The organism is Parabacteroides caeci, assembly GCF_023656795.1.
Classification (GTDB): domain Bacteria; phylum Bacteroidota; class Bacteroidia; order Bacteroidales; family Tannerellaceae; genus Parabacteroides; species Parabacteroides segnis.
This window is the reverse complement of sequence record NZ_JAMOKT010000014.1, coordinates 45,146-70,168: the sequence shown is the minus strand read 5'-3', so window position 1 is coordinate 70,168 and position 25,023 is coordinate 45,146. Positions and strand designations below refer to the sequence as shown.

The following is a 25,023-nucleotide window of genomic DNA, read 5'->3' as shown; positions in this document are numbered from 1 at the left end:
GTCGTTTCCCACGCCGGGAAAGCATTTTACAAGGGTGCAAAGTCGTTTCCCAAACCGGGAAGGCATTTTTCACCAGTAAAAAAGCATTGCCAGAACCGAAGGTTAAGGCACCTCTACCTTATTAAGGATTTCGCTGATCACCTCTTCAGATGTCAGGTTATTCGCTTCCGCTTCGTAGCTCAAACCGATACGGTGACGCATCACGTCGTGGCATACGGCACGGATATCTTCCGGAATTACATAGCCTCTGCGTTTAATAAATGCATAAGCACGGGCAGCCAGCGCCAAATTGATGGAAGCACGGGGAGACGCACCGAATGCAATCATATTGGAAAGGTTTGCCAGACCATGTTCCTGCGGGAAACGGGTTGCAAACACGATGTCGACGATGTAACGTTCGATCTTTTCATCCAGATATACTTCACGCACTACTTTACGTGCTTCCAGTATCTCGTTCTTTGTCAGGATCGGTTTGATATCCGGTTTGATGCCGGAGATGTTCTGACGGATGATCAATTTTTCTTCCTCTTTCTTCGGATAGTTGATGATCACTTTCAGCATGAAACGGTCTACCTGCGCTTCGGGCAGCGGATAAGTACCTTCCTGCTCGATCGGGTTCTGGGTTGCCATTACCAGGAAGGGTTCCGACAACTTATACGTGTTTTCGCTGATTGTCACCTGACGTTCCTGCATGGCTTCCAACAGTGCACTCTGTACTTTGGCCGGTGCACGGTTAATTTCATCCGCCAACACAAAATTAGCGAAGACCGGGCCTTGTTTTACCTGAAACTCTTCGCTTTTCTGACTATAAATCATTGTACCGATCACGTCGGCCGGCAGCAAGTCCGGCGTAAACTGTATACGGCTGTATTTGGCATCGATCAGTGAGGCCAATGTTTTAATGGCAAGTGTTTTAGCCAACCCGGGAACACCTTCCAGCAGGATATGCCCATCTGAAAGCAGACCGATCATTAACGATTCAACCAAATGCTTCTGTCCAACAATTACCTGGTCCATGCCCATCGTAATCATGTTTACAAACGAACTTTTACTCTCAATCCGTTCGTTCAACTCACGAATGTCTACTGTCTGACTCATAGATTTTTTTCTTATTTATATTGTTATTGTTTCTGCTTGTTTTTATAGTTGCACAAAATTAGAAATGTTAAATTCGTATCCTTCACTTTTGCAGTTAAATAATACTAACCGGAGCGAGAACTATTTTGTTTTATTTTACTTAAAATCGTGGATTTTAGTTACAATTTTCCGGACAATATTTCTGTCTGACGTGCAGCGGCTTTCTCTACGGAAGCACGGCTATGTTTGTCTATTCCGTACAGTTCCGGTGCAGGCACCTGTATCTCAGTACCTACGGGGACATTGTTCGGGTCCTTAATGACAGATTTATTATATTCATACAGGTAAACCCAGAATATTTTACTCCCATAATATTCAAGAGAGATCAAGGTCAGACGACTTCCCGGTTCTATTTTTACTTTTGCCAGTATTTTAGGTGTTTGTGCCGCAGGCTCGACTATCGGTGCTACGGACTCGACGGAAACCGTATCCTTCTCCTCCACCGTTTCAGGTTCCGCTTCTGTTACTTCGGGTTCTTCCATACGGGTCGTATCCTCAGGAACAACAGCTGTTCCCGGCAACGACATACCTGTCAGGACAGTCGTTCCCGACGTATCAGATCCCAAGAATAAACTCCGGTTAAGATACAGGATGATACATGCTATTGCAACGATGGCAACAACACCGACGGATACCAGTATTTTGATCCAGGGAGAAGCCGTCGGCTTCTCGTCTTCAATCTGAAACCCGTCCATGCTTGGATAATTGGCAACTGAAGGTTCTTGCTTCGTCTCTTCTTCTAACTGGTCTGAAGATATATTTTCTGGTTCGGTTTGCTCAGGAATATCATTTTCTGCCGGAGAGGACTCGTCCGGGACTATCGATTCTTCGATTACTTCTTCCGGTTCATTTTTTGCGGGTTCTTCGACCGGCAGCTCAACCTCCGGAAGTTCTTCAGAAACACAGACATCATCTGCCGGCTGCAATGGCTCCGGTGTTCCAACGATCACTTCTTCACTTTCCTGAAGGATTTCTTCGACAGATTCATCTTCCGCTTCTTTGTCTTCCACCGTATTGGATACGTCCAGGTCGGTAAAGTCAACATCTTCGTTCAATTCCGTAGTTTCAAAAAAAGAAAATGGTTTATTTACCAGTTCACGTAATTCTTTATCAGGGAGGAAGGAAAACTTATAATGTGCAGGTATCAGGAAACGCTCACCGGTATTCACATGGATACTCTCCCGTTTTTCTACCAAAACGATTTTAAAACTACCAAGTCCCTTTATTTTAGCAACTTTGTCGGTAAAAACTCCTTGTGATACGATGGCAATAAACTCTCTCAGGAATTGCTCGGCGCTATTCCTATCCTTTCCGGTACGCTCGGCCAGTAAACCGGCCAGATCTTGTATTGTCAGCCGACTATTCATTGTCGCTCAGTTCTTTTAGTTTGGATTTCAGGGTCGCCCCCGGCTTAAAGACAGGAACCAGCTTGGGTGGGACCAGATAACGTTTTCCACTTGCAGGATTAACAGAGATACGTTCCGCTTTCTTCTTGACTTCAAACAGCCCGAATCCCTGTAAATAGACAGCATCATTATCCGCCAGTTTCGAACCGACCACAGCCCCAAAAGCGGCCAACATTTCTGTTACCTCTTTCGACGTCCATCCCAGTTTTACAGATAATTCTGTAATCAGTTCCTTGTTTTTCATACTTGCTTCATCTATAGATTCAGCCACGATATTAGTAATTTTTTTGTAAACAGACAAACTTCTTAATGCTTTTTATATCAAAGCAACACTTTTCCGTAAAGGTCGAAAGCCTGTGATTCTTCGATATTTACGTTGTAAAACTCTCCCGGCTTCAATGAGTGCTCTTTAAAAACAATCACTTCAGGATCTACCTCCGGAGAATCGAATTCGGTACGACCGATATAGCCGTCTTCCTCTTCCCGGTCGATTATTACTTTAAAAGTTTGACCCACTTTCGACTCATTCACCCCAGCAGATATTCTTTCCTGTATCCGCATGAGATAATCCAGACGTTCCTGTTTGACTTCGTCGGGCACATCATCCGTATAATTTTTGAATGAATAGGTACCCTCTTCATGGCTATAGGCAAAAGCACCCATACGTTCGAAACGTGCCTTTTTGACAAACTCGACCAGTTCCTCAAAGTCCTGCTCCGTTTCACCCGGATGGCCCACCATCAAGGTTGTACGGATATGGATACCCGGAACTTCTTCACGGATGCGTTCCAGCAAAGCATACGTTTCTTCCTTCGTGATATTGCGGCGCATTTTTGTAAGCATCGGATCGCTGATATGTTGTAAAGCGATATCCAGATATTTGCAGACATTTGCACGTTCACGCATCACCCGCAACAAATCATAAGGGAAATGGGTAGGATAAGCATAATGCAAACGAATCCATTCCACTCCGGGGATATCAGAAATACGTTCGACCAGTTCCGGCAACGCGTACCTTTTATATATATCTTTTCCGTAATAAGTCAAATCCTGGGCGATCACCTGAAATTCTTTTACACCCTGTGCCACAAGCAAACGGACCTCTTCTTCTATCTGCTCCATCGGAAGGGACTGGTAATGTCCGGTACTGATAGGAATGGCACAATAGGAACAAGTTCGGTTACACCCCTCCGCTATTTTCAGAAAGGCATAATGTTTCGGGGTGGTCAATACACGGTCGGAAGCCAGTTCACGATGATACGATTTACCGATATCAGTAAGGAGTTGCTTCCAGTTGAATTTACCGTAAAAGCGGTCTACCTCCGGCAATTCCTGTTTCATTTCCTCCAGAAAACGTTCGGTGAGACATCCCATTACATACAACTGGCCGATCTTTCCTTTTTTCTTGGCTTCACCCAGTTCCAGAATCATGTTTATCGATTCTTCCTGCGCATCACCGATAAAACCGCAAGTATTAACGACAACGATCTCCCCGTTTATTTTATGCGGATCATGCTCCACCGTATAACCGTTAGCTACAAACTGACGCATCAGTTGTTCAGAATCAACCAGATTCTTCGAACACCCAAGCGTTATGATATCTACTTTATTTTTCCTCATATTATTTTACGGACTGATAGTAACTAGTTCCCCTCTTGAGAGGGGATAAGGGGTATGTTATAATTCTGTCCAAAAACAGGCTTTAACACACCCCCTGCCCCCTCTCAAGAGGGGAAAAGTTACTCTTATCTGGTATTATTATTCTCCAAATAGCGAATTGACAAATTCCTTTTTATTAAAGACCTGCAGATCCTCCATTCCTTCACCCAGGCCGATATACTTCACCGGGATACGAAAATGGTCTGAAATACCGATCACTACACCACCTTTAGCCGTTCCGTCCAGTTTCGTTACAGCCAAGGCATTCACTTCGGTTGCAGCAGTAAATTGTTTTGCCTGTTCAAAAGCATTCTGACCTGTCGAACCGTCCAGGACCAACAAAACTTCGTGAGGAGCATCAGGGATAACCTTCTTCATCACATTTTTGATCTTGGTCAACTCATTCATCAGGTTTATCTTGTTATGCAAACGGCCGGCCGTATCGATGATAACGACATCCGCTCCATTTGCCTTGGCTGAACTAAGCGTATCAAACGCTACGGAAGCCGGATCAGAACCCATCTTTTGCTTTACGATAGGCACGCCTACCCGTTCACTCCAGATGACAAGCTGTTCCACCGCTGCGGCACGGAATGTATCGGCTGCTCCCAAATAAACATTCTTTCCGGCTTTCTTGAACTGGTAAGCCAACTTTCCGATCGTAGTAGTCTTACCGACACCGTTCACACCGACTACCATAATTACATAGGGCTTTTTATCTTCCGGCACAGTAAAGCTTTCGGCATCTTCCGTATTGTTTTCGGTAAGCAGAGTTGCGATTTCATCGCGCAACAATGTTGTCAGTTCCTGGGTAGTTACATATTTATCCCGGGCTACGCGCTTTTCGATACGCTCAATGATCTTCAACGTCGTATCTACACCGACGTCGGAAGTTATAAGCACCTCTTCCAGATTATCCAATACTTCATCATCGACCTTGCTCTTACCGGCAATAGCCCTGGTGAGTTTAGAAAAAACATTTTCTTTTGTCTTAGATAACCCTTTGTCTAAAGTTTCCTTTTTTTCTTTACTGAAAAAGCTAAAAATACCCATATATTAATTCGCTTAATTTATTTCTGCTTAGAATGAGGCTGCTAAGTTACAACTTTTTTAGTTGACAGATGACAGTTGACCGTGGAAAGTTATTTGTTTTCCGTAAAAACAACCCTGTCACTTGCTTGTTGCAACTTAACCGTTTCTTCCTTTATAGTCTTCGTAGCCGAATGTTCTGTAGACCACCAATTCATCATCCTTACTCCAGAGAGCCAATGACGGATGCGGTATGCCGTTGAACATGGATGTTTTGACAATCGTATAGTGAATCATATCTTCAAAGACGATCTTGTCCCCTATCTTCAGCGGTTCATCGAATGACCAGTCTCCCATATAATCACCACTCAGACAACTGTTTCCGCCGATTCGGTAAGTAGGCTTTCCCTCTACCGGATCTGTTGCATTACGGATAACCGGTTTATATGGCATCTCCAGGCAATCAGGCATGTGGCAGGTAAACGAAGCGTCAATTATAGCCGTCTTTATTCCGTGGTTTTCAACGATATCCACAACGGTCGTCAGGAGAAATCCCGTTTGCCATGCAAAAGCACTTCCTGGCTCCATAATAATCTCTAAATTAGGATGCTTAACCTTAAAACTCTGAAGTAATGATATCAGATGCTCCGTATCATATCCTTTGCGAGTCATCAGATGTCCGCCGCCCATATTCAACCATTTTATATGCGGAAGAAAACGTCCGAAACGCTTCTCCACTTCTCCCAATGTTTTTTCCAGATCGAACGAAGTCGATTCACATAATGTATGGAAATGCAATCCTTCCACTCCTTCCGGTAACTTTTCACCCAGCAGGTCGGCTATAATGCCCATCCGCGAACCGGGCGCACAAGGATTGTACAATTCCGTTTCCACATCCGAATATTCCGGATTAATGCGTAAACCGCACGATACCCGATTCCCGTCTGCCTTTACCATCGGATAAAAACGCTCGAACTGAGACAAGGAATTAAAGGTTACATGACTGCTGTATTTTAATATGGCAGGAAAATCCGTTTCCGTATAAGCCGGCGAATAGGTATGTGCCGGACTTCCCATTTCTTCAAAAGCCAATTGTGCCTCAAACTTCGAACTGGCCGTTGAATAAGGTATATACTCACGAACGATCGGAAAAGATTTCCATAAAGCAAATGCTTTAAATGCAAGGATTATATTCACTCCTGCCCGCTCCTTCACACTTTTGATCAGTGCCAGGTTATTACGAAGCAGCTTCTCTTCCATCACATAACAAGGAGAGGGTATTACGTTGAAATCGATCATTTAGTTTCTTTATTCTATTAAACAAGCTACAAAGATAATCTTATATTCATAATATCCCACCTTATAGACCTGAAGAAGATTTGTATGGTAACTAATTTGTTTCCAAGCATACCCGTTCCCCTCTCATTTATGATACAATAGTTTTTTCTTCTCTATTAACAATATTTACAAGGCTTCCCGTAGGATATCTACTAAATTTAAGTAGATATGCTAAAAAATAGTAGACTATTAATCAGAAAATTAAAAACAAATGGAACGATTGACAGCACAAGAAGGAATGTTCCGGTATCGTTTAGAATGCAATGATTGATCTAGTTTAACATCTTATTCCCTTTTTTGAGTAGACACAAAAAAGGCATGAAATCTTCAAAATGCTGCCAGGCGATAATAAAGATAACATGCCCCGCCCTCTCAAAAAGGAGAATATTTTTTTATTACAAATTATCAATCCAACGTTTTCCCGCGGGCGTTTGCAGAAAGATATAAAAACCAACTGCAAGAACTGTTAATATACCCAATGTTATCATAACTTTTTCATTTTAAAATACTATTACCAATACTAGCTAATACAATAGCTAAAACACATCCCATAATAGCGATTATGACCCATTTTATCTCTGTTCCTTGTAGAAAAGAGATGATTCCACCTAACACCATTGCTGTAAATGTTAACTTTGACAAATCATAAAAGTATTTCGCCATAGTTTCTTTTTTCAGCTTTTTCATTTCAGCAGAGGTCTTTTGCGCCTCCTTCCGTTCTATAAATTCCCCCATAATTAAGACTTTTGTTTGTTAATGCCTCAAAGATAGGGATTCAATCCGGAATATCAACTTGTTCGTCTGATTTTTATCCGATAATCGTCAGCCTGGCAAACTTCAATAGTAACTGTTTTTGTCCGAAATGGGTGAATGCTACCGTTGCTTTTGCATTTCCGCCATCGCCTTCGATAGCAATGACTTCTCCTTCTCCAAAACGATCGTGACGTACTTTTGCTCCGACACGTAAACCGGAAAGGTCGGATGCAGGAGCAGAAGACGACGCCGGAGTGGATGTTGTTGTTTCTACTTTTGTCAAACGCTGGCGTTGCAGTGCCTGTGCCACAGGAGATATAAAAGAAGGTTCTTCCTTCTCCACTGCACGTGGCTGCTGGAAAGGCGAAGTAAATGCCGGACGCTGGAACCGTTCGCGGGCAGCAGCAAAAGTGTCTGCCGACGAATCCGCCGGAACATCCAGGAAGCGCACATCGATATCTTTCAGAAAACGGCTGGGAGAACACATGGCGCTTTGCCCGTTCCGGAAACGGCTTTTGGCATAAGTCAGCACACAGTTTTCTTCGGCACGGGTGATCGCTACATAGAACAAACGACGTTCCTCTTCTACCGCACGCGGATTATCCTTGGACATAGATGATGGGAATAACTCCTCTTCCAAACCGACAACAAACACATTTTTAAATTCCAGTCCCTTAGCGGCATGTACGGTCATCATCGTTACTTTATTGGCCTGCTCGTCTTTGTCATTATCCTGGTCGGTCAGCAGGGATACTTCCGAAAGGAAGTCTGCCAGAGAGACCTGCTCGACTCCTTCTTCACGTCTCAACTCACAAAACTCAGCAATACCTTTCAATAACTCCTGCAAGTTCTCTTGTTTACTAATCCCTTCCACCGAACGGTCCTGAAAAAGAGAACTGACAATCCCACTCTCCTTGACCACTATTGCTGCCATTTCTTCGGCGGACAAGCGGGTGTTCTGCTCTATGAAGCGTTCAATCATCTCACGGAAATCAGTCAGTTTCTTCGCTGTCCCGCTATTGATAGGCAAGTCGTAGTCGATAGGAGCATTCAGTACCGTCCAAAGACTTACGTTATTTTCCGTAGCTGCTTTTATCACTTTATTGACAGTCGTATCTCCGATGCCTCGCGACGGATAATTGATAACACGCTTGAATGCTTCTTCGTCATGAGGATTCACAATCAGGCGCAGATAAGAAATGATATCTTTTATTTCCTTCCGCTGATAAAATGACAAACCGCCATATATTTTATAAGGAATACCTCTTTTACGGAGCGCCTCTTCCAGAATACGCGACTGTGCATTCGTCCGGTACAGGATGGCAAAGTCCGCATAATCATAATCCTTGCGCAACCGCAACTCATTGATTGCAGAAGCAACAGCATATCCTTCCTCGTAATCCGAATAAGAAGCAGAGATACGCACTTTGCTACCCTCTTCCTTTTCCGAATAGACATTTTTATGAATCTGCTCCTTGTTCTTATGAATCAGACTATTTGCCGCATTTACAATATTTTGTGTAGAACGGTAATTACGCTCCAGTTTAAAGATACGGCATCCGGGATACTGATTTTTGAATTGCAGGATATTGTCAATATTGGCACCACGGAAAGAATAGATACTTTGTGCATCATCCCCTACCACACAGATGCGGCGATGCTGCTCACAAAGTCTTTGGACTATCAAGTGCTGCGCAAAGTTCGTGTCCTGATACTCATCAACCAACACGAACTGGAAGAAACTGCGGTATTTCTCCAGCACCTGCGGATGGTCACGGAACAGGATATTTGTCTGAAGCAACAAATCATCGAAGTCCATGGCACCGGCCTGCTGGCAACGGTTCTGATACCGTTTATAAATTTCACGCAGTAAAGGAACTTTCGAATCTATGTCATGTTGCATCAGTTCCTTGCTTTGTTCGTAGGCTTTCCAGGTAACCAGCGCATTCTTGGCATTGGAGATACGGCTTTGTACCATGCCGAGACGATATACCTTATCGTCCAGCTGCATCTCTTTGATGATAGCTTTCAGCAGACTTTTCGAATCTGTCGTGTCGTAAATGGTAAAGTTGGAAGGATACCCGATATGCTCCGCTTCATAACGCAAGATACGTGAGAAGATAGAGTGAAACGTCCCCATCCACAGACGGCGGGCCGTCTGGTCACCAGTAATGGCGGCGATACGTTCCTTCATTTCACGGGCTGCCTTATTAGTAAAAGTCAGTGCCAGGATACTTTGAGGTGCCAACCCCAGATGTACCAGATAAGCAATCTTATAAGTAAGCACCCTGGTCTTACCCGAACCGGCACCGGCAATCACCAATGACGGACCTTCGTTATATTCCACAGCTTCACGCTGACTTTCATTCAGTTTATTCAGATATTCTTCCACGTACCTTTTCTTTTAGGAACACAAAGGTACTAATTTTTATTTATTCGGATTTCATTAAATCATCATTCCTGTTATTTAAAAGGATTCAGGCAAATTGATACGATTGTGTTAGCAAGGATTACAATAAATTATTACCTTCGGGCGTTAATAAAAGAAAAACGATGAACACACGGTTAGCAGCAAATCTATCGGTACTCTTTACAGCTTGTATGCTTGTACTATCATTCAGTTTCGGCTTTCACAACTACTCGGAGGCACAGAAAGCAATCGTTTCGGACCTGAACCAGGCATTGCAGCAGACCATTATGCAAAATTCCGGGCTATGGATGAATCAGGATACGCTCAAAACCTATTCACGCCTATCCGCCGTTTTCGGAAATCCCGTTTCCATCGAAAGTTATAACAAAGATTTTGCCGAAGCATTGAAGTTCGAGCAATTAAAAGATAAAAGCGGCATCATCGTACATGTAAAAAATAAGAAAGCCATAGATAAACCGGTAACAGACGCAACGCCTGGAAAAGACCAGACCAAGAATTACCTGGTAAGCGATACCGTTATCTGGTTAAGTGCAAATCTGAACCTCCCCGAATCATCCCAGGAAGATTTGGGAATCTCTTTTCAAGGGTATGTAAACTATTCAGCCTCCGACGTCCTGGCGCTGACAGACAAGAAGGTTCCCCTCCTGCTCCTGTTGCTTGCCCTCCTGGCAGGTTGTCTTTCGTGGTTTTTAATGCGGCGCAAGCAGGCTGAAACTCCTGTACAAAAAGAAAACCTTATCGCTTTCGGAAATCTTACTTTCTCATGCGACAAGGCTTGTTTCTATAAAGAAGACCAGGAAAAACTACGGTTAACTCCGCAGCAATATAAAATAATGGAAATGTTCTACCTTACCTCTTCCCATATATTAGCGCGCACTGATATTTGCGAAGCCCTATGGCCCGGCAAGGAGAATGCCGACGAAACACTGAACACCCTGATACGCCGCCTCCGCCCGCTTATCGAGGAAAACAGTAATCTCAAAATAACAACAGACCGCGGACGAGCTTACCAGCTGGAAATCAAAGAACCGGTAACAGAGGCCTACACCCAGACTGCCTGAACACGGAGAAACTTTTACACGTAAAAGAATAATTATGAACAAAAATCAGCAACCGGAATGGCTTGAATGGGCCAAGGAACTACAATTTATCGCACAAGCGGGGTTAACATATTCAAAAGATGCTTTCGATATCGAACGGTTTGAACGTATCAGGGAAATTTCGGCCGAAATAGTCAGCCGGCAAACCGGTTTGCCTTTGGAGAAAGTAAAGGACTTGTTTTGCAACGAAGAAGGTTTCCAAACACCTAAGCTGGACACAAGAGCCGCCATCTTTAAAGACAACAAGATACTGCTGGTCAAAGAGAAAAACGGTACCTGGTCGTTACCCGGAGGTTGGGTGGACGTTAACCAGACCATAAAGTCGAACACAATAAAAGAGGTAAAAGAGGAAGCCGGCTTAGACGTCGAAGCAACCCGGATTATAGCGGTACAGGATCGGAACCTGCATAATCTGCCTCCCTATGCTTATAATGTCTGCAAAGTTTTTGTCCTCTGTGAAGCCCAAGGCGGAGATTTTCAGCCCAACATAGAAACGATAGAAAGCGATTATTTCAGCCTCGATGAAATTCCCCCGCTGGCGGAAGAAAAGAATAATAAGGAACAGATAGAAATGTGCTTTGCCGCCTACCGGGATAAAGACTGGGAGGTACAGTTTGACTGAAAACCACGAATATCAATCATAAAACGTAAAACCATGAAGACAAAGTATTTATTAGGGATTTTGTTTGTAACAATGTTCGCCGCATCATGCAATAGAACCATCGATAACAAGTACAGGTCATTGACTATACAAACAAAAGGTATAGAGTATGATTCTTTGTTCATCCGAAACACGGAGATTCGGCCTTTCTTTATAAAAGGGGAAAAGGCGGATAGCATTACATGGACATTTCAGATACCGGACAGCCTGTATAAAACGACAGCGTCTTTTGAGATACTCCCCAAGCCTTTTGACTGGAATACAAATACCACCTTCAAAGCATCATTTATAGCAACCATAAATGGAAAAGACCTTTATACGCATCAACTGACACTCGATGAAGAATCATCCCTTTTCACCCTGGCATATAAGGATTGCAAGACAATAGAGAATATTTTCTTAAATGCCAAAACTCCGGAAGGAACAGACAGCACAGTTATAGGAAAAATCAACCAGACGATATTTACGGTGGAACCAGATAAAGATTCCGAGACATATATCAGATTGATTGACCCTTTTTACAGCCTTTTCATGAGTCAGAACGATACAACTTATGAAGAATATGTAAACAGATACACCCTATTGGCCAAACAATATCCAGCTTCAAAATACCTGATCTCCCAATTTGCCAACCATCTGAGTCAATATAAGGACAAGAAAGATGTTCAGACCATTTATACTAATTTCTCAGATAAATATAAAGGTACAATCTGGGGAGAAGCCGTTGAGAAATATCTGACCGCAAAATTCGAAAACATCAGTCTGCCCGATGCTTTAACGGAAGAAAGCACTCCAATCATAAAAGACTCTACACGATGTACGGTCATCATCTTTTCTGCTTCTTGGTGTCAGCCTTGCCATAAGCAACTTCCTGTCCAGAAAGAAATTTATCAGAAATTGAAAGACAAAGTAGATTTCGTAACCATATCTATAGATGAAAAGAAAACAATCAAACAATGGCAGGAATTTGTGAAAAAAGAGGAATTACCCTGGAGAAGCCTGCTAGCTTACCAGGATATAGCCGGAGTACGTGGCAAATATTATGTACCTCACATTCCGCATACCCTATTAGTATATCCCGACGGCAATTTCGAACCATTCAATTTATGGGAAGAAAATGAGATAAACAAGCTATATGCATTAACAGGAAACTAAGCAAAACTTACGTCAGAATGAAAGTTGTACCAATATTACGGATATTGTTACCCTAATTACATGTCCCTGTTTTTAGATATAAATCTCTTTGTATCTTTGTTACTGTTCAAATACTTACGACTTTGGAAAGTAAAACGATAAAAATAGGAACGGTTCACCAATGTAACTGCTACATGGGCAGCAAGACATTGCATCCTCTGGTCAGCGTCATCGACTTATCCGACAGTAACCTGACGCAGCAAAACATCAAGTTAGGCTTTTATGCCGTCCTGTTAAGGGAATGCCGGTGCGGGGATTTCCTGTACGGACGTCAATATTATGACTATTCTGACGGTACGCTCCTGTTCCTCACACCGGGAGAGACCATTGCAATGGATAACTGCTTATTACCGCAGAAAGGCAGGATGCTGGCATTTCATCCGGACCTTATCGGTTGCACTTCGTTGGGGCAGAATATACAGGATTACTCGTTCTTTTCTTATCACAAAAATGAAGCCCTCCATATCTCGGCACGTGAGAAACAGAAAGTATCGGAATGTTTCGATAATATCCGTGAAGAGTTACAGCATGCCATAGATTGCCACAGCAAAACGCTGATAACAAAATATATCGAGTTGCTGCTGAATTATTGTACACGTTTCAACGAACGCCAGTTTATCACCCGTTGCGAAGCCAACAAGAAACTTCTCACCAAATTTGAGAAGATACTGAATGAATATTTCGAAGCAGACCGGGTGAAACGCAATGGTTTGCCTTCGGCTGAATATTGTGCGGATTTACTTCAGTTGTCACCCTCCTATTTCACGGATTTGCTGAAATATGAAACGGGGAAAAACATAAAGGAACACATACAGTTCAAACGTATCGAAATCGCCCGGCAACGGCTTCAGACAACCGACAAAACCGTCAACCAGATTGCTGACGAACTGGGCTATTCTTCAGTCCAGTATTTTACCCGGTTGTTTACCCAAATAGCCGGATGTTCACCCAACGAATACAGGCATCCCAACTGATACATTATATATACCTCCCTGACACGCCAATTATCAGTATGATTTAACTTGTTATCCGGATTCAGAGAAATTCAATCTTAGAAATAATTGAGCTATCCCGTTCCCGTGCTTGACACGGGATCGCAGAGGCACCGGTTTTCTTTTGTCCCGAAGGGACTAACTGTGAATAGCCGCCGGTGAAGCCGGGGGATCCCGATATATGCCGAATGGTGCGTCCCTGAAGGGGGGCGAATAATACGTTGTGATTGAACCCTTTCAGGGCTCACTGGCTGGATGCCATTCCACCCCCCCGGCTTCACCGGCGGCTATTCACAGTTAGTCCTTTCAGGACATAGACAAGGATGATGAAGTCAGTTCTCTTGCGGCCCCGTGTCAAGCACGGGGACAGGATAGTTCACTTCTGATAAATAGTGACTCATATCATAAAATAAAAACAGTTTCTTAGAGGAAAATTTAAATAGTTAATAGTATCTACAACATCTACAATCACATCTTAATACTTTATAAATAAACATCTTATATAATAGTTGTAGATGATTTTACATCTACAACTACCATCCTTTATCTACCACTTTATGCACTATCTTGCTTTTCGATGGAGAAAGGAGGAGGGATGAATAAAAGTTTCTTGTGGAGGAAATAAAAGTTTTGTGCGGTGGAAACTTTTGTTTTCTCAGCACAAAACAAAAGTTTAGACAGCAGAAAAACAAATAAACTATACCTGACAGCAATTATGGACATAGAGATAAATGTAATACCCCACAAGTGTAAGATGGTTACATGTTGTATTTGAAAAGTAACAATAATGGTAGATATATCCCTACTATTGTAGATACATTTATATCTACATTCATATTATAATCCGCTAATAAACAATAAATTACAACAGGAGTTGTAGATATTGTAGATAAGAACCTTTGAACTAAATCAATTCCGTCAATAGTTTATCGTTTATTGTTCCAACAAACCTTCCAGATAACGTTCGGGCGGTAATCCGATGCGCTGCATGAATCCGGCAAGAGCACTAAAATTCAATCCTTCTTTCTCACTGTTAAGCAAAGCAACCCGGCGAATCACACTTAACGGCAAAGAAATGGGAACGGAAGGCAGCAATTGTCCGTTATCATACCGGTAACCGGCTTCGGACGGACTGCGGAGGACTGCCAGCCGCCATTCTTTTTCCGGAGCAGATAATGGTTCCTCTACTTCCAGGCAGGCATTGCATAAAAGAGAAAAGAAACGCGAATCGGCAGTAAAGCCGCTGTGTTCTTCATCGAAAAAGAATTTATCGTACTCGCGGTCCATCTGAGTAATGAAATTATCGAGTATCTGTTTTTCGTCGTATTTACAACGTACCAGGAATATGTTTTCAAAAAGACAATGTTCGGCTAATTGCTCATAGTCAAAGGATAACCGCAGATAAGGCTGTCCGGCTGACCACACCTTCTCAGGCAGGACGGTTTCATTCTCATAGAAGGAAAACTTATAAAGTTCCATCTCCGGCCCGATCAGCATCCGGCGCCTTTCACGAAAAAAAGGAATAGCCTGTTTACTGCTTTCCAAAGGGATACCTTTTTGTACCTCATATTCTCCGATAGCCTTCCGGAGCAGCGATAATCCATATTGATATTCTTCTTCAGGAACCGTATATAATAAATTCTCAGCCTGTAAAATAAGTGCCGGTTCGCCGACCGGTCCGGTGCATCCTTCAACGAACGATTGCAATGATATATAGCCTGATAATTCCATTAATTTAATATTTTTTGTGGGCAAAGATACACTATAATTCAGAGAATTACTACCTTTGTTTCAACTATAAACAATTCTAATAACCAATTACAAGAAGATGAAACGTCGTGATTTCTTAAAGACCAGTGTAGTAGCTGGTGCCGCTCTCTCAATAGACTTTACCGGGTTGCAAGCTGCGTTATCCAGCAATACGATGGCAGTGGAACAGGCTCCCGAAATGGTCGCTGTAATGGGTGGCGAGCCCGAAGTCATGCTTGACAAAGCATTGGAGACCCTGGGGGGAATCGGTAAATACATCAAGAAAGGGCAAAAAGTCGTTATCAAACCGAACATCGGCTGGGACCGTACACCGGAACTGGCTGGAAACACTAATCCGGGACTAATCAAGGCATTGGTTAAGAAGTGCCTGGAAGCCGGGGCTGAAAAAGTGACTGTTTTCGACCATACCTGCGACAACTGGCAGAAATGTTACGAAAGCAGTGGCATCGCCGCCGCTGTCAAAGAAGCCGGGGGTATCATCATGCCTGCCAACGATGAGAAGTATTTCAAAGAAGTATCCATCCCCAACGGAGTAAAAGTAAAGTCCGCAAAGATACATGAAGCGTTGATTGAAGCGGATGCGTGGATTAACGTACCTATCCTGAAGAACCATGGCGGAGCGAAACTGTCGTGTGCCATGAAGAACTATATGGGTATCGTGTGGGACCGCCGTTTCTTCCATCAGAACGACCTGCAACAATGTATCGCCGACATCTGTACCTGGCAGAAGAAACCGGTATTGAACATTGTGGATGCTTACCGTATGATGCATCAGAACGGACCGCAGGGTAAAAGCGCTGCCGACGTAGCTACATTGAAATCCATGATTGTTTCCCCGAATATCATTGCCATCGACACAGCTGCCCTGGCTTTATTCAACCAGGTAAAGAAACTGGATATAGAGGCCGTAAGCCATATCAGCAAAGGCGAAGAATTGAAACTGGGAACAACGGATTTAAAGAAAGTCAATATCAAACGTATTAAGATTTAATGAAGCGATTAAATTATCAGAAAGGAGTGAGAGTACTTCTCGCACTCCTGTTTTTTGTACCCATACTCTTGTTTTTTCTTGATTTCACCAACAAGATGCCGGTGGATGTACATAAGTTTCTGCATATCCAATTATTACCCGCAGTATTAGGCGGTATGTTTGGTATTGTTGCAGTATTGCTTATTATGACATACCTTTTTGGACGTATATACTGTTCAGCCATTTGTCCGGCCGGGATTCTGCAAGATATCATCAACCGTTTGTTTTGTATTGGTAAAAAGAAGAAAAAAGGTGTTCGCCGTTTCAGTTATCATAAGCCAATGAACTGGCTACGGTATTCAATACTGGCCCTAACAGTGGTGACTACCGCATTGGGATTTTCCGGGTTATGCTTATTGCTCGACCCTTATAGCAATTTCGGTCGTATAGCGGCAAATCTGTTTCGTCCTGCTGTGATGTGGGGAAATAATGTATTAGCCGACTGGCTGATGAAGATGGATAACTATTCTTTATTCCATGTTACAATCAGTACGGTTAGTATTGCCGGATTAATATCTGCCATTGTTGCACTGGTCGTATTTATTGTAATGGTTATTTTCCGGGGGCGTTTGTTTTGCAATACATTATGTCCGGTTGGTGCTTTACTCAGCCTGGTATCACGTTATTCACAAATGCGTATCTCGTTTGACAAGGAAGCCTGCAACCATTGCGGCAACTGCGAACGAACCTGCAAGGCGGAAGCTATTAATGCAAAAGAGATGACGGTCGACTCTTCGCGTTGCGTGGATTGCTTCAATTGCGTTTCTTCCTGTTCCAAAGGCGGATTGCAATACCGTTTCAAACCGGCTTTCCGTAAAGAGAATGCCGATACGGACGGTTCCAATGCGATCCCGTGTCAAGCACGGGAACGGGTAAGTGCTTCTAACAGCCGCCGTACTTTTCTGGCAACCGGAGTAACGATTGCTGCAACATTGCCTGTTGTTTCGGCTATAGCAGACGGCGTCGGACAAGCCAAAGGACATGGTCAAGGTAACGGTCACGGAAAGAAAAAAGGCCGGAAGAAATGGCCGCCCATCACCCCTCCCGGTTCCCTGAACCTGGAACGGTTTAAAGACAAATGTACGGGATGCCATATCTGTGTCGTGAAATGTCCCAGTCAGGTATTACGTCCGGCAGGGCTTGAATATGGTTTCGACTATCTATTGAAACCACGCATGGCTTATATCAGCAGTTATTGTAACTATGAATGTACCATTTGCTCGGAAGTCTGTCCGGCCGAAGCTCTCAAACCGATTTCCGTAGAAGAAAAGAAATCGTTGCAAGTCGGCATTGCCACCTTCTTTATCAACCGTTGTATCGTGAAGACGAAAGGGACCGATTGCGGTGCTTGTTCCGAACACTGTCCGACACAAGCGGTACATATGGTTCCTTATGAAGGGACGCTGACTATTCCCGAAGTAAATCCGGACCTGTGTGTCGGTTGCGGCGGCTGCGAATCCATCTGTCCGGTACGTCCGATGCGTGCCATTATTGTAAAAGCAAATACGGTGCATCAGACCATTGTTTTACCGGAAGAGGAAGAAGTTAAAAACGTAGAAGTCGATGACTTCGGATTCTAACGGAAAAATGCTACCTTTGCAAGCAAATTTTGCAGAATGAAATTCGAATTACAACACAACGATACTAAAACAAATGCAAGGGCGGGCTTGATTACAACCGACCACGGGGTAATCGAGACGCCCATTTTTATGCCTGTCGGAACACAAGGCACAGTGAAAGGAGTCCACATGACCGAGTTGAAAGAAGATATCGACGCCCAGATTATCTTGGGTAACACCTATCATCTTTATCTTCGGCCGGGTCTTGAAATACTGGAAAAGGCAGGCGGACTTCACAAGTTCAATACATGGGACCGTCCTATCCTGACCGACAGCGGCGGCTTCCAGGTGTTCTCGCTTTCCGACAACCGTAAACTGCATGAGGAAGGTGCCGAATTCCGCTCGCATATCGACGGTTCGAAGCATCTCTTCACACCGGAGAAAGTTATGGATATCCAACGTATCATCGGAGCCGATATCATTATGGCTTTCGACGAATGCTGTCCGGGTGATGCCGATTACGACTATGCCAAGAAATCACTGGGACTGACCGAACGCTGGCTGGACCGTTGTTTCGACCGTTTCAACGCCACGGAACCGAAATACGGATATCAGCAATGTCTCTTCCCGATTGTACAGGGTTGCGTATATCCGGACCTGCGCCGTCACGCCGCTGAAAACGTTGCCAGGAAGGGAGCTGACGGGAATGCCATCGGCGGACTGGCTGTCGGCGAACCGACCGAGAAGATGTATGAAATGATCGAGGTTGTAAATGAAATATTGCCGAAAGACAAGCCCCGTTACCTGATGGGGGTCGGTACGCCGATAAACCTGCTGGAAGCTATCGAACGCGGCGTGGATATGTTCGACTGCATCATGCCGACCCGTAACGGACGCAACGGACAGCTTTTCACCCGTTTCGGCACCATCAATATCCGTAACAAGAAATGGGAAGACGACTTCTCTCCCATCGACTCCGACGGAAACTCTTATGTGGATACGCTTTACAGCAAAGCCTACCTGCATCATCTGGTCAAAGTAAACGAACTGTTGGGCTTACAAATCGCCTCCATCCATAACCTCGCCTTTTACCTATGGCTGGTGAAGGAAGCACGCAGGCACATCATTGCCGGCGATTTCTCTACCTGGAAAAACGGCATGGTGCAACAACTAAATAATCGGTTATAATGGGATTGTTGACAAAAGACTGTAGATGGCACGCAGTCTTTTACAACAGCCGTAATTAATTAACGATCTATATGAAATTCAAATTAAGACGGATAGACTGGTATATCATCAAGCAATTTCTCGGGACGTATGTTTTCGCGATTATACTGATTATCTCTATCTCGGTAGTTTTCGATATAAACGAGAAGATTGACAAGTTTCTGAAGCCGGACGTGCCCTTGCAGGCCATTATCCTGGATTATTACATGAACTTTATCCCGTACTTTGCCAACCTGTTCAGTCCGCTGTTCACGTTTATTGCGGTTATCTTCTTCACCTCCAAGCTGGCAGACAATTCGGAGATTATTGCGATGCTTGCCAGCGGCATGAGTTTCCGTCGGCTTATGTTGCCGTATGCTATTTCGGCGGGGATTATTGCGATAGCCAGTTTTATATTGAGCGCGTTCATTATTCCTCCGGCAAATATTACACGTATTGATTTCCAGAATAAGTATATCCGAAATAAAAAGGTAGAATATGCCCGCAATATCCAGATTGAAGTGGAACCGGGCGTGATTGCCTATTTTGACCGCTACGATGCGCGTCCGAATATGGGTTACCGTTTCTCTCTGGAGCATTTCGAAAACAAGAAGCTGGTATCCAAACTGACTGCCAACTCCATCAAATACGACTCTCTGTACAAATGGACTGTCATCGATTATATGATACGTGATTTCGACGGAATGCGCGAACATATCACCGAAGGTTCCCGCAAGGACACTACGCTGACGATTATTCCTTCCGACTTCCTGATATCCGTCACCGACTGCGAAACGATGACTTCACCGGAGCTGGCAACCTATATCGAACGTCAGAAAACGCGTGGTATCGGTAATATCCAGACATTCCAGATAGAATATCATAAGCGCTTCGCCTCCATCATGGCGGCATTTATCCTGACCTCCATCGGGGCGTCTCTTTCTTCGCGCAAAATCAAGGGGGGAATGGGATTGAATATCGGTATCGGAATCGGACTTAGTTTCTCCTATATCCTGTTTATGACGGTGACATCGACTTTTGCAATCAACGGATATGTGAGTCCGATGGTGGCAGCCTGGATTCCGAATATCCTTTATACGTTTATCGCCATTTATCTGTATCAGAAGGCGCCGAGGTGATTTCTTATTTGCTAATTTCAAAAATAAAGCATATATTTGCGCACAACTTAATAAATGACCCAAAATTGACCTATAGAATCATTTAAGGTTTTAGAAGTGGTTGGCTCGTGAGAGTCGACCATTTTTATTTTACCCCTGCCCTTTTATAAAACACTTTGCCGACCCGATCTATATGGTCGCCAATGGGAGTTCCTTTTTTTTCTTCATACGATAAAACATCCACCTCGTACAGAAGGTCCAAATCTTCAATCCGCAAATGTATATCAGTAAGTTGGCCGAAAGAAATTCCTTTCCCTTTTGCCGCTAAATCAATATCCGATCCTGTCCGGTAATTACCTTTGGCACGCGACCCGAATATCAGTACTTCAGTGATATTCGGATAATCCTTGAATACATTGCAAATGTCGTTTACGACAGTTTCACTCAATCCAAACATAATCAATCGTCCAATTGCGCATTCAAGACTTCCTGTGCCAACTTTTTATCCGTCACCTCCAAAACGCGCCCCACCGCCTTATGGAAACTATTATACCGTTGTATCCACCTGATATCCTTATTTTCTACCATAAAAACATTTATTTTTCAACAGACTGCCAAAGGTAAGCAAATTAGGTTGTTTTTTTATCTTTTCTTCATGTATTACTGATTTATTTGATTACTTTTAGCGCATTGTACGTGTACGAAAGATGGCAAACGCCCCACGGAGCCTTTGCGCACGAACAAAACAACAAAAAAGTTCTTTTTTAGTTTTTGCACACGGACAAAACGGCTAAAAGCTGTTTTTTGCTGTTTTGCACACGTGCAAAAAACTTCTGAGGCGTTTTTAGAACATTTGTACACGAATGAAGCTTCTGTGGCGTGTTTTTGATGCTTTCGTTCACGTGTAAAAATGTTAATATAATTTTTTCAAATCATTGTTCAACTAAATAATATTCGTATTATGAAATCTATTCCTGAAATTCTGTATCTCACCCGTGCCCGCAACGCCGAGCACTACCGCCTGCAGGAAGCGTTACTGAAAGCCGTTCCTGCCGATTTTGCAACAAAGTATAAAATCACCGCACTGCGTGACAAATATGTTTCGCTGTTTGAAAAAGAAGATTCGATCTACCTGCAAACCCGCGGATTTGCAGACACGAAAGAACTGGCAGACCAGGATGCCGTGCGCGACCGACTGTTCCGCCTGATTAGACTGACCATCCAGAGCAAGGAGTTAAGCCTGGTGGAAGCGGAAGCTAAGGCAGCCGCCAAACTGGCTTTTGCCATAAAACCATATAGTGCGGCGGCTTCAAAACCGGATGCCGAAAATACGGCAATGGTAAGCGACTGCGTGAAGAAACTGCAATCGGACGAATATAGTTCATCCGTGCAGGCCCTGGGACTGACCGAAGCACTGACAGCTCTAAAAACAGCCAACGAAGAATTTGACGCGATTTATTCGCGCCGTGCCGACGAGAAAAGGGTTAAAACCGTGAGCGAAAAATTGTCTGAAATCCGTCCTCAAGTAGATGCAGCTTTCCTTGAAATAGCAAATGCCATCAACGCCCTCTATACAGTGAACGCGCTGATCGACAAAGACCAGACGAAAGAGACGGAACTGGGTGGCGTAATCGATGCCGTGAATGCCGAAATCCTGCAATTTTCCGAAACGCTTTCTCGCCGCGGCGCAGGCAAGAAAACGAAAGTTGAACCAGACGACCGCCCCATCATCGATGGCGACGACGACAAACCCTCTGGCGGCGGAAACGATCGTCCGGAGATTGAATGACACCGGTCATTCTTCTCCCCCTAGATGATCCATAAAAAAATAAAGGCTGCGCTCCTTCCCGGATGGCAGCCTTCTAAGTTTTTTAGTATAAAGACTAAATACCTATTGTTTAAAAACTTTGTATATATAGTAATGGTATGAATGATTTATTCCTTTATAAAGTTAATGCCAGCCTCAAGTTTTGTAGTACCAGCAACAATACCTGGCAATTGCTTCAACATACTTTCCAACATCGGAGCGAAACTTTCCATATCCGGAGTAGATTTAACTGCATCAACGATCTCTTTGATAAATTCCTCGTTTTCCAACATAGGAGTTAAAAGATTCAATAGTTTCAACATCAATTCCGTGTCAGCATAAGTGTACAATTTTCCTTCATTCAAAGTATAAGCCACTGGAATCCCTTCAGAAAGCATCGGCAAGAGTTCTGTCAGCATTTCTGCAATGGGCAGATTTTCCATACCGGCTTTAGTAGCCTTGGATGTGATATTTTTAATAATCATGTCCGGATTGAGGTACAAGAATATTTTTCCATCTTTCACGCAATAGTGTGCAATGTTAAGCGGAGAAGTTTGCCACTGCGGAGCTGCTATGTTATCTCCATCTGAATAAGAAGCCACCACATTACCGTCTGCACGGAAATCCACACTTTCAAAAACTCTCTGCAATAATTTGTGGGCATTCAGTTCACCTTTGACAGGCATTACCAACGCGAGGTTAACAATCGTATTCATTGGCATAGACCAACCTGGAAACACTTCTAACTCGGGTTCAGCTTCCCACGTAACATTGATAGGTTGCGATTTGTAAGCTCCCCCCCAATCATCACTTTCAATAATCGGAGCCACATTCCAACTGCCAACCAAATCGTTTGTCGGCATCGTCACATCCAGCGCGAGGGTCATTTTGTCTTTCTTCACTTCACCGGTATATTTAACCGTGCGCCCATTGGCTTCGTCTGTTCCTTCGAACGTGTAGGTTTCGCCTACCTGTGTCAAAACCACGTTACTTAACGTAGTAGTCACTTCTCCCGGAATCACGCCCGGCGCGTAAGATATTGCAGGTAAATTTGCTTTCGAACCGCCACCGAACAAACCACTGATCGCACTCAAATCCAAAGTACCCTGCATGGTGATAGTAGCCGTCTGTCCGTCTTTCGTGTCGAAAGCGACTTCCTTGCCCAAAAGCGGACTGCCACTATATTTCAAATCCAAAGTTTCACCGTTGAAAGAAGCATTTACGCCTTCCAACACTTTTACATCATCATCATCGCTACAAGCGGTGAAAAAGCTTAACGTACAAAGCACGGTAAATAAATACAATAAATTTTTCTTCATAAATTTCTTTTTAATATTAATATTTTCAAAAACGCGACAAATATACGTTTTTATTTCCAAATAAAAAACCACCCGAGTGTAACTAAATACACTCCAGGTGGTTGAAAAAATGAAAAACGTAAACAACATGAAAAAAAATTACTCTTGACTATGATCTAGGTTTATTTTATCTTAACAAGACTTGCCAGTCATAATATCTAATACCAATTTATCTGTTTCTTCCATTCCGCGGGAACCTATTGCCGTCAGGTTCGAGATCGACTTGTCCACATCTTCGTCGATAATACCTTCTACCGGAGTCACCACCTTATTCTCCATGGCCATCAAGGCAGAGATCATGGCAGTAGAGACACCGCTCGACACCTTCAATGCGCAACTCGGTTTTGCCCCGTCGCAGATCATCCCGGTAATATTTCCGATCATATTCTTGATTGCATACGATATTTGCATCTTGCTTCCTCCCATCAGATAAGTGATGCCGCAACTGGAACCCGTGGCAGCCACAACGCAGCCACATAATGCAGAGAGACGTCCCAGGCTCTGCTTGATGTAAATAACCATCAGATGACTGAGCATCAGGGCACGTATCAACTGCTCTTCCGTACATTTAATATCTTCCGCAAACGAAAGGACCGGCAACGTCGCCGCAATTCCCTGGTTGCCGCTGCCGGAGTTACTCATAACCGGGATCATCGCCCCGTCCATACGAGCATCGCAGGCGGCAGCTGTCATCACCAACATGTGGGTATAAGCAGAATCGCCCATATATTTCTTGCCGTATTCGCCGGAAACAGTTTTGCTGACGGTATGCCCATAGTGTCCCTGTATGGAAGCCTGGGCGGCTTTCTTATTCAGATCTGCCGTTTCAAGGATAAAACGGATATCATCCAGCGGCATTTCCATCGCAAACTCATATACGATAGAGAAAGAGAGTTTCAATTCATCTCCGCCGCATGGCTTATCATCCGTTGCATCCGACTGACGCAGATCGGTCAATACTTCCCCGTTTTTCTCTACATATATAATATGTGTATGTTCATGGCAGATAATAACCCGGGAAGTCTGGTCGCCTGCCGTGCAGATCACTTCGATATATAACTTGTCGACATTTTCCTTCAGAGCAATATGGATGATCTTTTCGTCTATCATGGCTTTTCCGGCCTGTAATGCTTCCGGCGTGATGTCACGCAACACTTCCAGTTCGTACGAAGATTTACCGATCAGTGTTCCGAGAGCGATCGCGATAGGCAATCCCACCATTCCTGTTCCGGGTATCCCCACTCCCATTGCATTCTTCAGGATATTGGCACTAAGTAATACGTCTATCTTTTCCGGACGTTCGCCCAATACCTCGGCAGCTTTCGCGGCAGCCAAAGCCACAGCAACCGGTTCCGTACAGCCAATAGCGGGGATTACCTCCTGATGGATCAGTGATATGATTTGTGATTTTATTATATTATCCATGACAGCGATGTTTTATACGTAAGATTATTCATGTTTCCGGCAAAGGTAAT

22 protein-coding genes are annotated in these 25,023 nt (G+C 43.7%); 9 read left to right on the top strand and 13 right to left on the bottom strand.

The annotated features are described in order from the left end of the window. Positions 1 to 102 precede the first annotated feature (102 nt). The 8 genes from NBH15_RS09570 to NBH15_RS09535 all read right to left on the bottom strand — a co-directional run bounded on the left by NBH15_RS09570 (position 103) and on the right by NBH15_RS09535 (position 9,714). Complete coding sequence (locus NBH15_RS09570; RefSeq protein WP_250822566.1) at positions 103 to 1,098, bottom strand: AAA family ATPase; 996 nt, start codon at positions 1,096 to 1,098, stop codon at positions 103 to 105. A 158-nt stretch (positions 1,099 to 1,256) separates the two neighbouring features. Next, on the bottom strand, positions 1,257 to 2,504 hold the full coding sequence (locus NBH15_RS09565; RefSeq protein WP_250822565.1) for an HU family DNA-binding protein: 1,248 nt from the start codon (positions 2,502 to 2,504) through the stop codon (positions 1,257 to 1,259). Beyond that, positions 2,497 to 2,844, bottom strand: coding sequence for an HU family DNA-binding protein (locus NBH15_RS09560; RefSeq protein ID WP_007656546.1), 348 nt, complete (start codon positions 2,842 to 2,844; stop codon positions 2,497 to 2,499). Before NBH15_RS09560 ends, NBH15_RS09565 begins: the two co-directional genes overlap by 8 nt. A 20-nt stretch (positions 2,845 to 2,864) precedes the next feature. Then, positions 2,865 to 4,163, bottom strand: a complete 1,299-nt coding sequence (rimO, locus tag NBH15_RS09555; protein ID WP_010803199.1) for a 30S ribosomal protein S12 methylthiotransferase RimO — start codon at positions 4,161 to 4,163, stop codon at positions 2,865 to 2,867. A 138-nt stretch (positions 4,164 to 4,301) separates the two neighbouring features. After that, positions 4,302 to 5,255: a signal recognition particle-docking protein FtsY gene (ftsY, locus tag NBH15_RS09550; RefSeq protein WP_007656544.1), complete on the bottom strand. Its 954-nt coding sequence runs from the start codon at positions 5,253 to 5,255 to the stop codon at positions 4,302 to 4,304. A 135-nt stretch (positions 5,256 to 5,390) separates the two neighbouring features. After that, complete coding sequence (gene nspC / locus NBH15_RS09545) at positions 5,391 to 6,530, bottom strand: carboxynorspermidine decarboxylase (protein ID WP_250822564.1); 1,140 nt, start codon at positions 6,528 to 6,530, stop codon at positions 5,391 to 5,393. Between the two features lie 534 nt (positions 6,531 to 7,064). Then, positions 7,065 to 7,304: a DUF6722 family protein gene (locus NBH15_RS09540; RefSeq protein WP_250822563.1), complete on the bottom strand. Its 240-nt coding sequence runs from the start codon at positions 7,302 to 7,304 to the stop codon at positions 7,065 to 7,067. A 73-nt stretch (positions 7,305 to 7,377) separates the two neighbouring features. Beyond that, a complete protein-coding gene (locus NBH15_RS09535) occupies positions 7,378 to 9,714 on the bottom strand; it encodes an ATP-dependent helicase (protein ID WP_250822562.1) in 2,337 nt (778 codons plus the stop codon). 161 nt (positions 9,715 to 9,875) lie between these two features. Here NBH15_RS09535 and NBH15_RS09530 point away from each other — a divergent pair, with 161 nt between their 5' ends. The 4 genes from NBH15_RS09530 to NBH15_RS09515 all read left to right on the top strand — a co-directional run bounded on the left by NBH15_RS09530 (position 9,876) and on the right by NBH15_RS09515 (position 13,682). Continuing rightward, positions 9,876 to 10,814, top strand: a complete 939-nt coding sequence (locus NBH15_RS09530) for a helix-turn-helix domain-containing protein (RefSeq protein WP_128134860.1) — start codon at positions 9,876 to 9,878, stop codon at positions 10,812 to 10,814. A gap of 34 nt (positions 10,815 to 10,848) precedes the next feature. Beyond that, positions 10,849 to 11,475 carry an NUDIX hydrolase N-terminal domain-containing protein gene (locus NBH15_RS09525; RefSeq protein ID WP_244051061.1) on the top strand — a complete coding sequence of 209 codons (627 nt, stop codon included), beginning with the start codon at positions 10,849 to 10,851 and terminating at the stop codon, positions 11,473 to 11,475. Between the two features lie 33 nt (positions 11,476 to 11,508). After that, entirely contained in the window at positions 11,509 to 12,669 is a 1,161-nt protein-coding gene (locus NBH15_RS09520; RefSeq protein ID WP_250822561.1) for a thioredoxin-like domain-containing protein, read from the top strand. A 122-nt stretch (positions 12,670 to 12,791) separates the two neighbouring features. Continuing rightward, complete coding sequence (locus NBH15_RS09515; protein ID WP_250822560.1) at positions 12,792 to 13,682, top strand: helix-turn-helix domain-containing protein; 891 nt, start codon at positions 12,792 to 12,794, stop codon at positions 13,680 to 13,682. 951 nt (positions 13,683 to 14,633) lie between these two features. Here NBH15_RS09515 and NBH15_RS09510 read toward each other — a convergent pair. Then, positions 14,634 to 15,431 (bottom strand): hypothetical protein, encoded by a 798-nt coding sequence (locus NBH15_RS09510; protein WP_250822559.1) that lies wholly within the window; start codon positions 15,429 to 15,431, stop codon positions 14,634 to 14,636. Positions 15,432 to 15,528: 97 nt separating this feature from the next. Here NBH15_RS09510 and NBH15_RS09505 point away from each other — a divergent pair, with 97 nt between their 5' ends. From NBH15_RS09505 to NBH15_RS09490, 4 genes are all read left to right on the top strand, one after another. Continuing rightward, a complete protein-coding gene (locus NBH15_RS09505; protein WP_250822558.1) occupies positions 15,529 to 16,461 on the top strand; it encodes a DUF362 domain-containing protein in 933 nt (310 codons plus the stop codon). Beyond that, on the top strand, positions 16,461 to 18,080 hold the full coding sequence (locus NBH15_RS09500; protein ID WP_250822557.1) for a 4Fe-4S binding protein: 1,620 nt from the start codon (positions 16,461 to 16,463) through the stop codon (positions 18,078 to 18,080). Before NBH15_RS09505 ends, NBH15_RS09500 begins: the two co-directional genes overlap by 1 nt. 36 nt (positions 18,081 to 18,116) lie before the next feature. Further along, on the top strand, positions 18,117 to 19,247 hold the full coding sequence (gene tgt, locus NBH15_RS09495; protein ID WP_250822556.1) for a tRNA guanosine(34) transglycosylase Tgt: 1,131 nt from the start codon (positions 18,117 to 18,119) through the stop codon (positions 19,245 to 19,247). Positions 19,248 to 19,318: 71 nt separating this feature from the next. Next, positions 19,319 to 20,404, top strand: a complete 1,086-nt coding sequence (locus NBH15_RS09490) for an LptF/LptG family permease (protein ID WP_250822555.1) — start codon at positions 19,319 to 19,321, stop codon at positions 20,402 to 20,404. Positions 20,405 to 20,528: 124 nt separating this feature from the next. Here NBH15_RS09490 and NBH15_RS09485 read toward each other — a convergent pair whose 3' ends face one another. After that, on the bottom strand, positions 20,529 to 20,840 hold the full coding sequence (locus NBH15_RS09485; RefSeq protein ID WP_250822554.1) for a nucleotidyltransferase domain-containing protein: 312 nt from the start codon (positions 20,838 to 20,840) through the stop codon (positions 20,529 to 20,531). Positions 20,841 to 20,842: 2 nt separating this feature from the next. Beyond that, positions 20,843 to 20,971, bottom strand: a complete 129-nt coding sequence (locus tag NBH15_RS29220) for a hypothetical protein (RefSeq protein WP_284706464.1) — start codon at positions 20,969 to 20,971, stop codon at positions 20,843 to 20,845. A gap of 373 nt (positions 20,972 to 21,344) precedes the next feature. Here NBH15_RS29220 and NBH15_RS09480 point away from each other — a divergent pair, with 373 nt between their 5' ends. Continuing rightward, positions 21,345 to 22,172: a DUF6261 family protein gene (locus tag NBH15_RS09480; RefSeq protein WP_250822553.1), complete on the top strand. Its 828-nt coding sequence runs from the start codon at positions 21,345 to 21,347 to the stop codon at positions 22,170 to 22,172. Between the two features lie 146 nt (positions 22,173 to 22,318). Here NBH15_RS09480 and NBH15_RS09475 read toward each other — a convergent pair whose 3' ends face one another. Next, positions 22,319 to 23,509, bottom strand: a complete 1,191-nt coding sequence (locus tag NBH15_RS09475; protein WP_250822552.1) for a DUF4925 domain-containing protein — start codon at positions 23,507 to 23,509, stop codon at positions 22,319 to 22,321. Between the two features lie 171 nt (positions 23,510 to 23,680). Next, positions 23,681 to 24,973 (bottom strand): L-cysteine desulfidase family protein, encoded by a 1,293-nt coding sequence (locus tag NBH15_RS09470; protein WP_250822551.1) that lies wholly within the window; start codon positions 24,971 to 24,973, stop codon positions 23,681 to 23,683. Positions 24,974 to 25,023: the final 50 nt, after the last annotated feature.

Coding starts and splice junctions, on each gene's coding strand:
- NBH15_RS09570 (WP_250822566.1), bottom strand. CDS start 1,098: ATGAGTCAGACAGTAGACATTCGTGAGTTGAACGAACGGATTGAGAGT.
- NBH15_RS09565 (WP_250822565.1), bottom strand. CDS start 2,504: ATGAATAGTCGGCTGACAATACAAGATCTGGCCGGTTTACTGGCCGAG.
- rimO (WP_010803199.1), bottom strand. CDS start 4,163: ATGAGGAAAAATAAAGTAGATATCATAACGCTTGGGTGTTCGAAGAAT.
- ftsY (WP_007656544.1), bottom strand. CDS start 5,255: ATGGGTATTTTTAGCTTTTTCAGTAAAGAAAAAAAGGAAACTTTAGAC.
- nspC (WP_250822564.1), bottom strand. CDS start 6,530: ATGATCGATTTCAACGTAATACCCTCTCCTTGTTATGTGATGGAAGAG.
- NBH15_RS09540 (WP_250822563.1), bottom strand. CDS start 7,304: ATGGGGGAATTTATAGAACGGAAGGAGGCGCAAAAGACCTCTGCTGAA.
- NBH15_RS09530 (WP_128134860.1), top strand. CDS start 9,876: ATGAACACACGGTTAGCAGCAAATCTATCGGTACTCTTTACAGCTTGT.
- NBH15_RS09525 (WP_244051061.1), top strand. CDS start 10,849: ATGAACAAAAATCAGCAACCGGAATGGCTTGAATGGGCCAAGGAACTA.
- NBH15_RS09520 (WP_250822561.1), top strand. CDS start 11,509: ATGAAGACAAAGTATTTATTAGGGATTTTGTTTGTAACAATGTTCGCC.
- NBH15_RS09510 (WP_250822559.1), bottom strand. CDS start 15,431: ATGGAATTATCAGGCTATATATCATTGCAATCGTTCGTTGAAGGATGC.
- NBH15_RS09505 (WP_250822558.1), top strand. CDS start 15,529: ATGAAACGTCGTGATTTCTTAAAGACCAGTGTAGTAGCTGGTGCCGCT.
- NBH15_RS09500 (WP_250822557.1), top strand. CDS start 16,461: ATGAAGCGATTAAATTATCAGAAAGGAGTGAGAGTACTTCTCGCACTC.
- tgt (WP_250822556.1), top strand. CDS start 18,117: ATGAAATTCGAATTACAACACAACGATACTAAAACAAATGCAAGGGCG.
- NBH15_RS09490 (WP_250822555.1), top strand. CDS start 19,319: ATGAAATTCAAATTAAGACGGATAGACTGGTATATCATCAAGCAATTT.
- NBH15_RS09485 (WP_250822554.1), bottom strand. CDS start 20,840: ATGTTTGGATTGAGTGAAACTGTCGTAAACGACATTTGCAATGTATTC.
- NBH15_RS29220 (WP_284706464.1), bottom strand. CDS start 20,971: ATGGTAGAAAATAAGGATATCAGGTGGATACAACGGTATAATAGTTTC.
- NBH15_RS09480 (WP_250822553.1), top strand. CDS start 21,345: ATGAAATCTATTCCTGAAATTCTGTATCTCACCCGTGCCCGCAACGCC.
- NBH15_RS09475 (WP_250822552.1), bottom strand. CDS start 23,509: ATGAAGAAAAATTTATTGTATTTATTTACCGTGCTTTGTACGTTAAGC.
- NBH15_RS09470 (WP_250822551.1), bottom strand. CDS start 24,973: ATGGATAATATAATAAAATCACAAATCATATCACTGATCCATCAGGAG.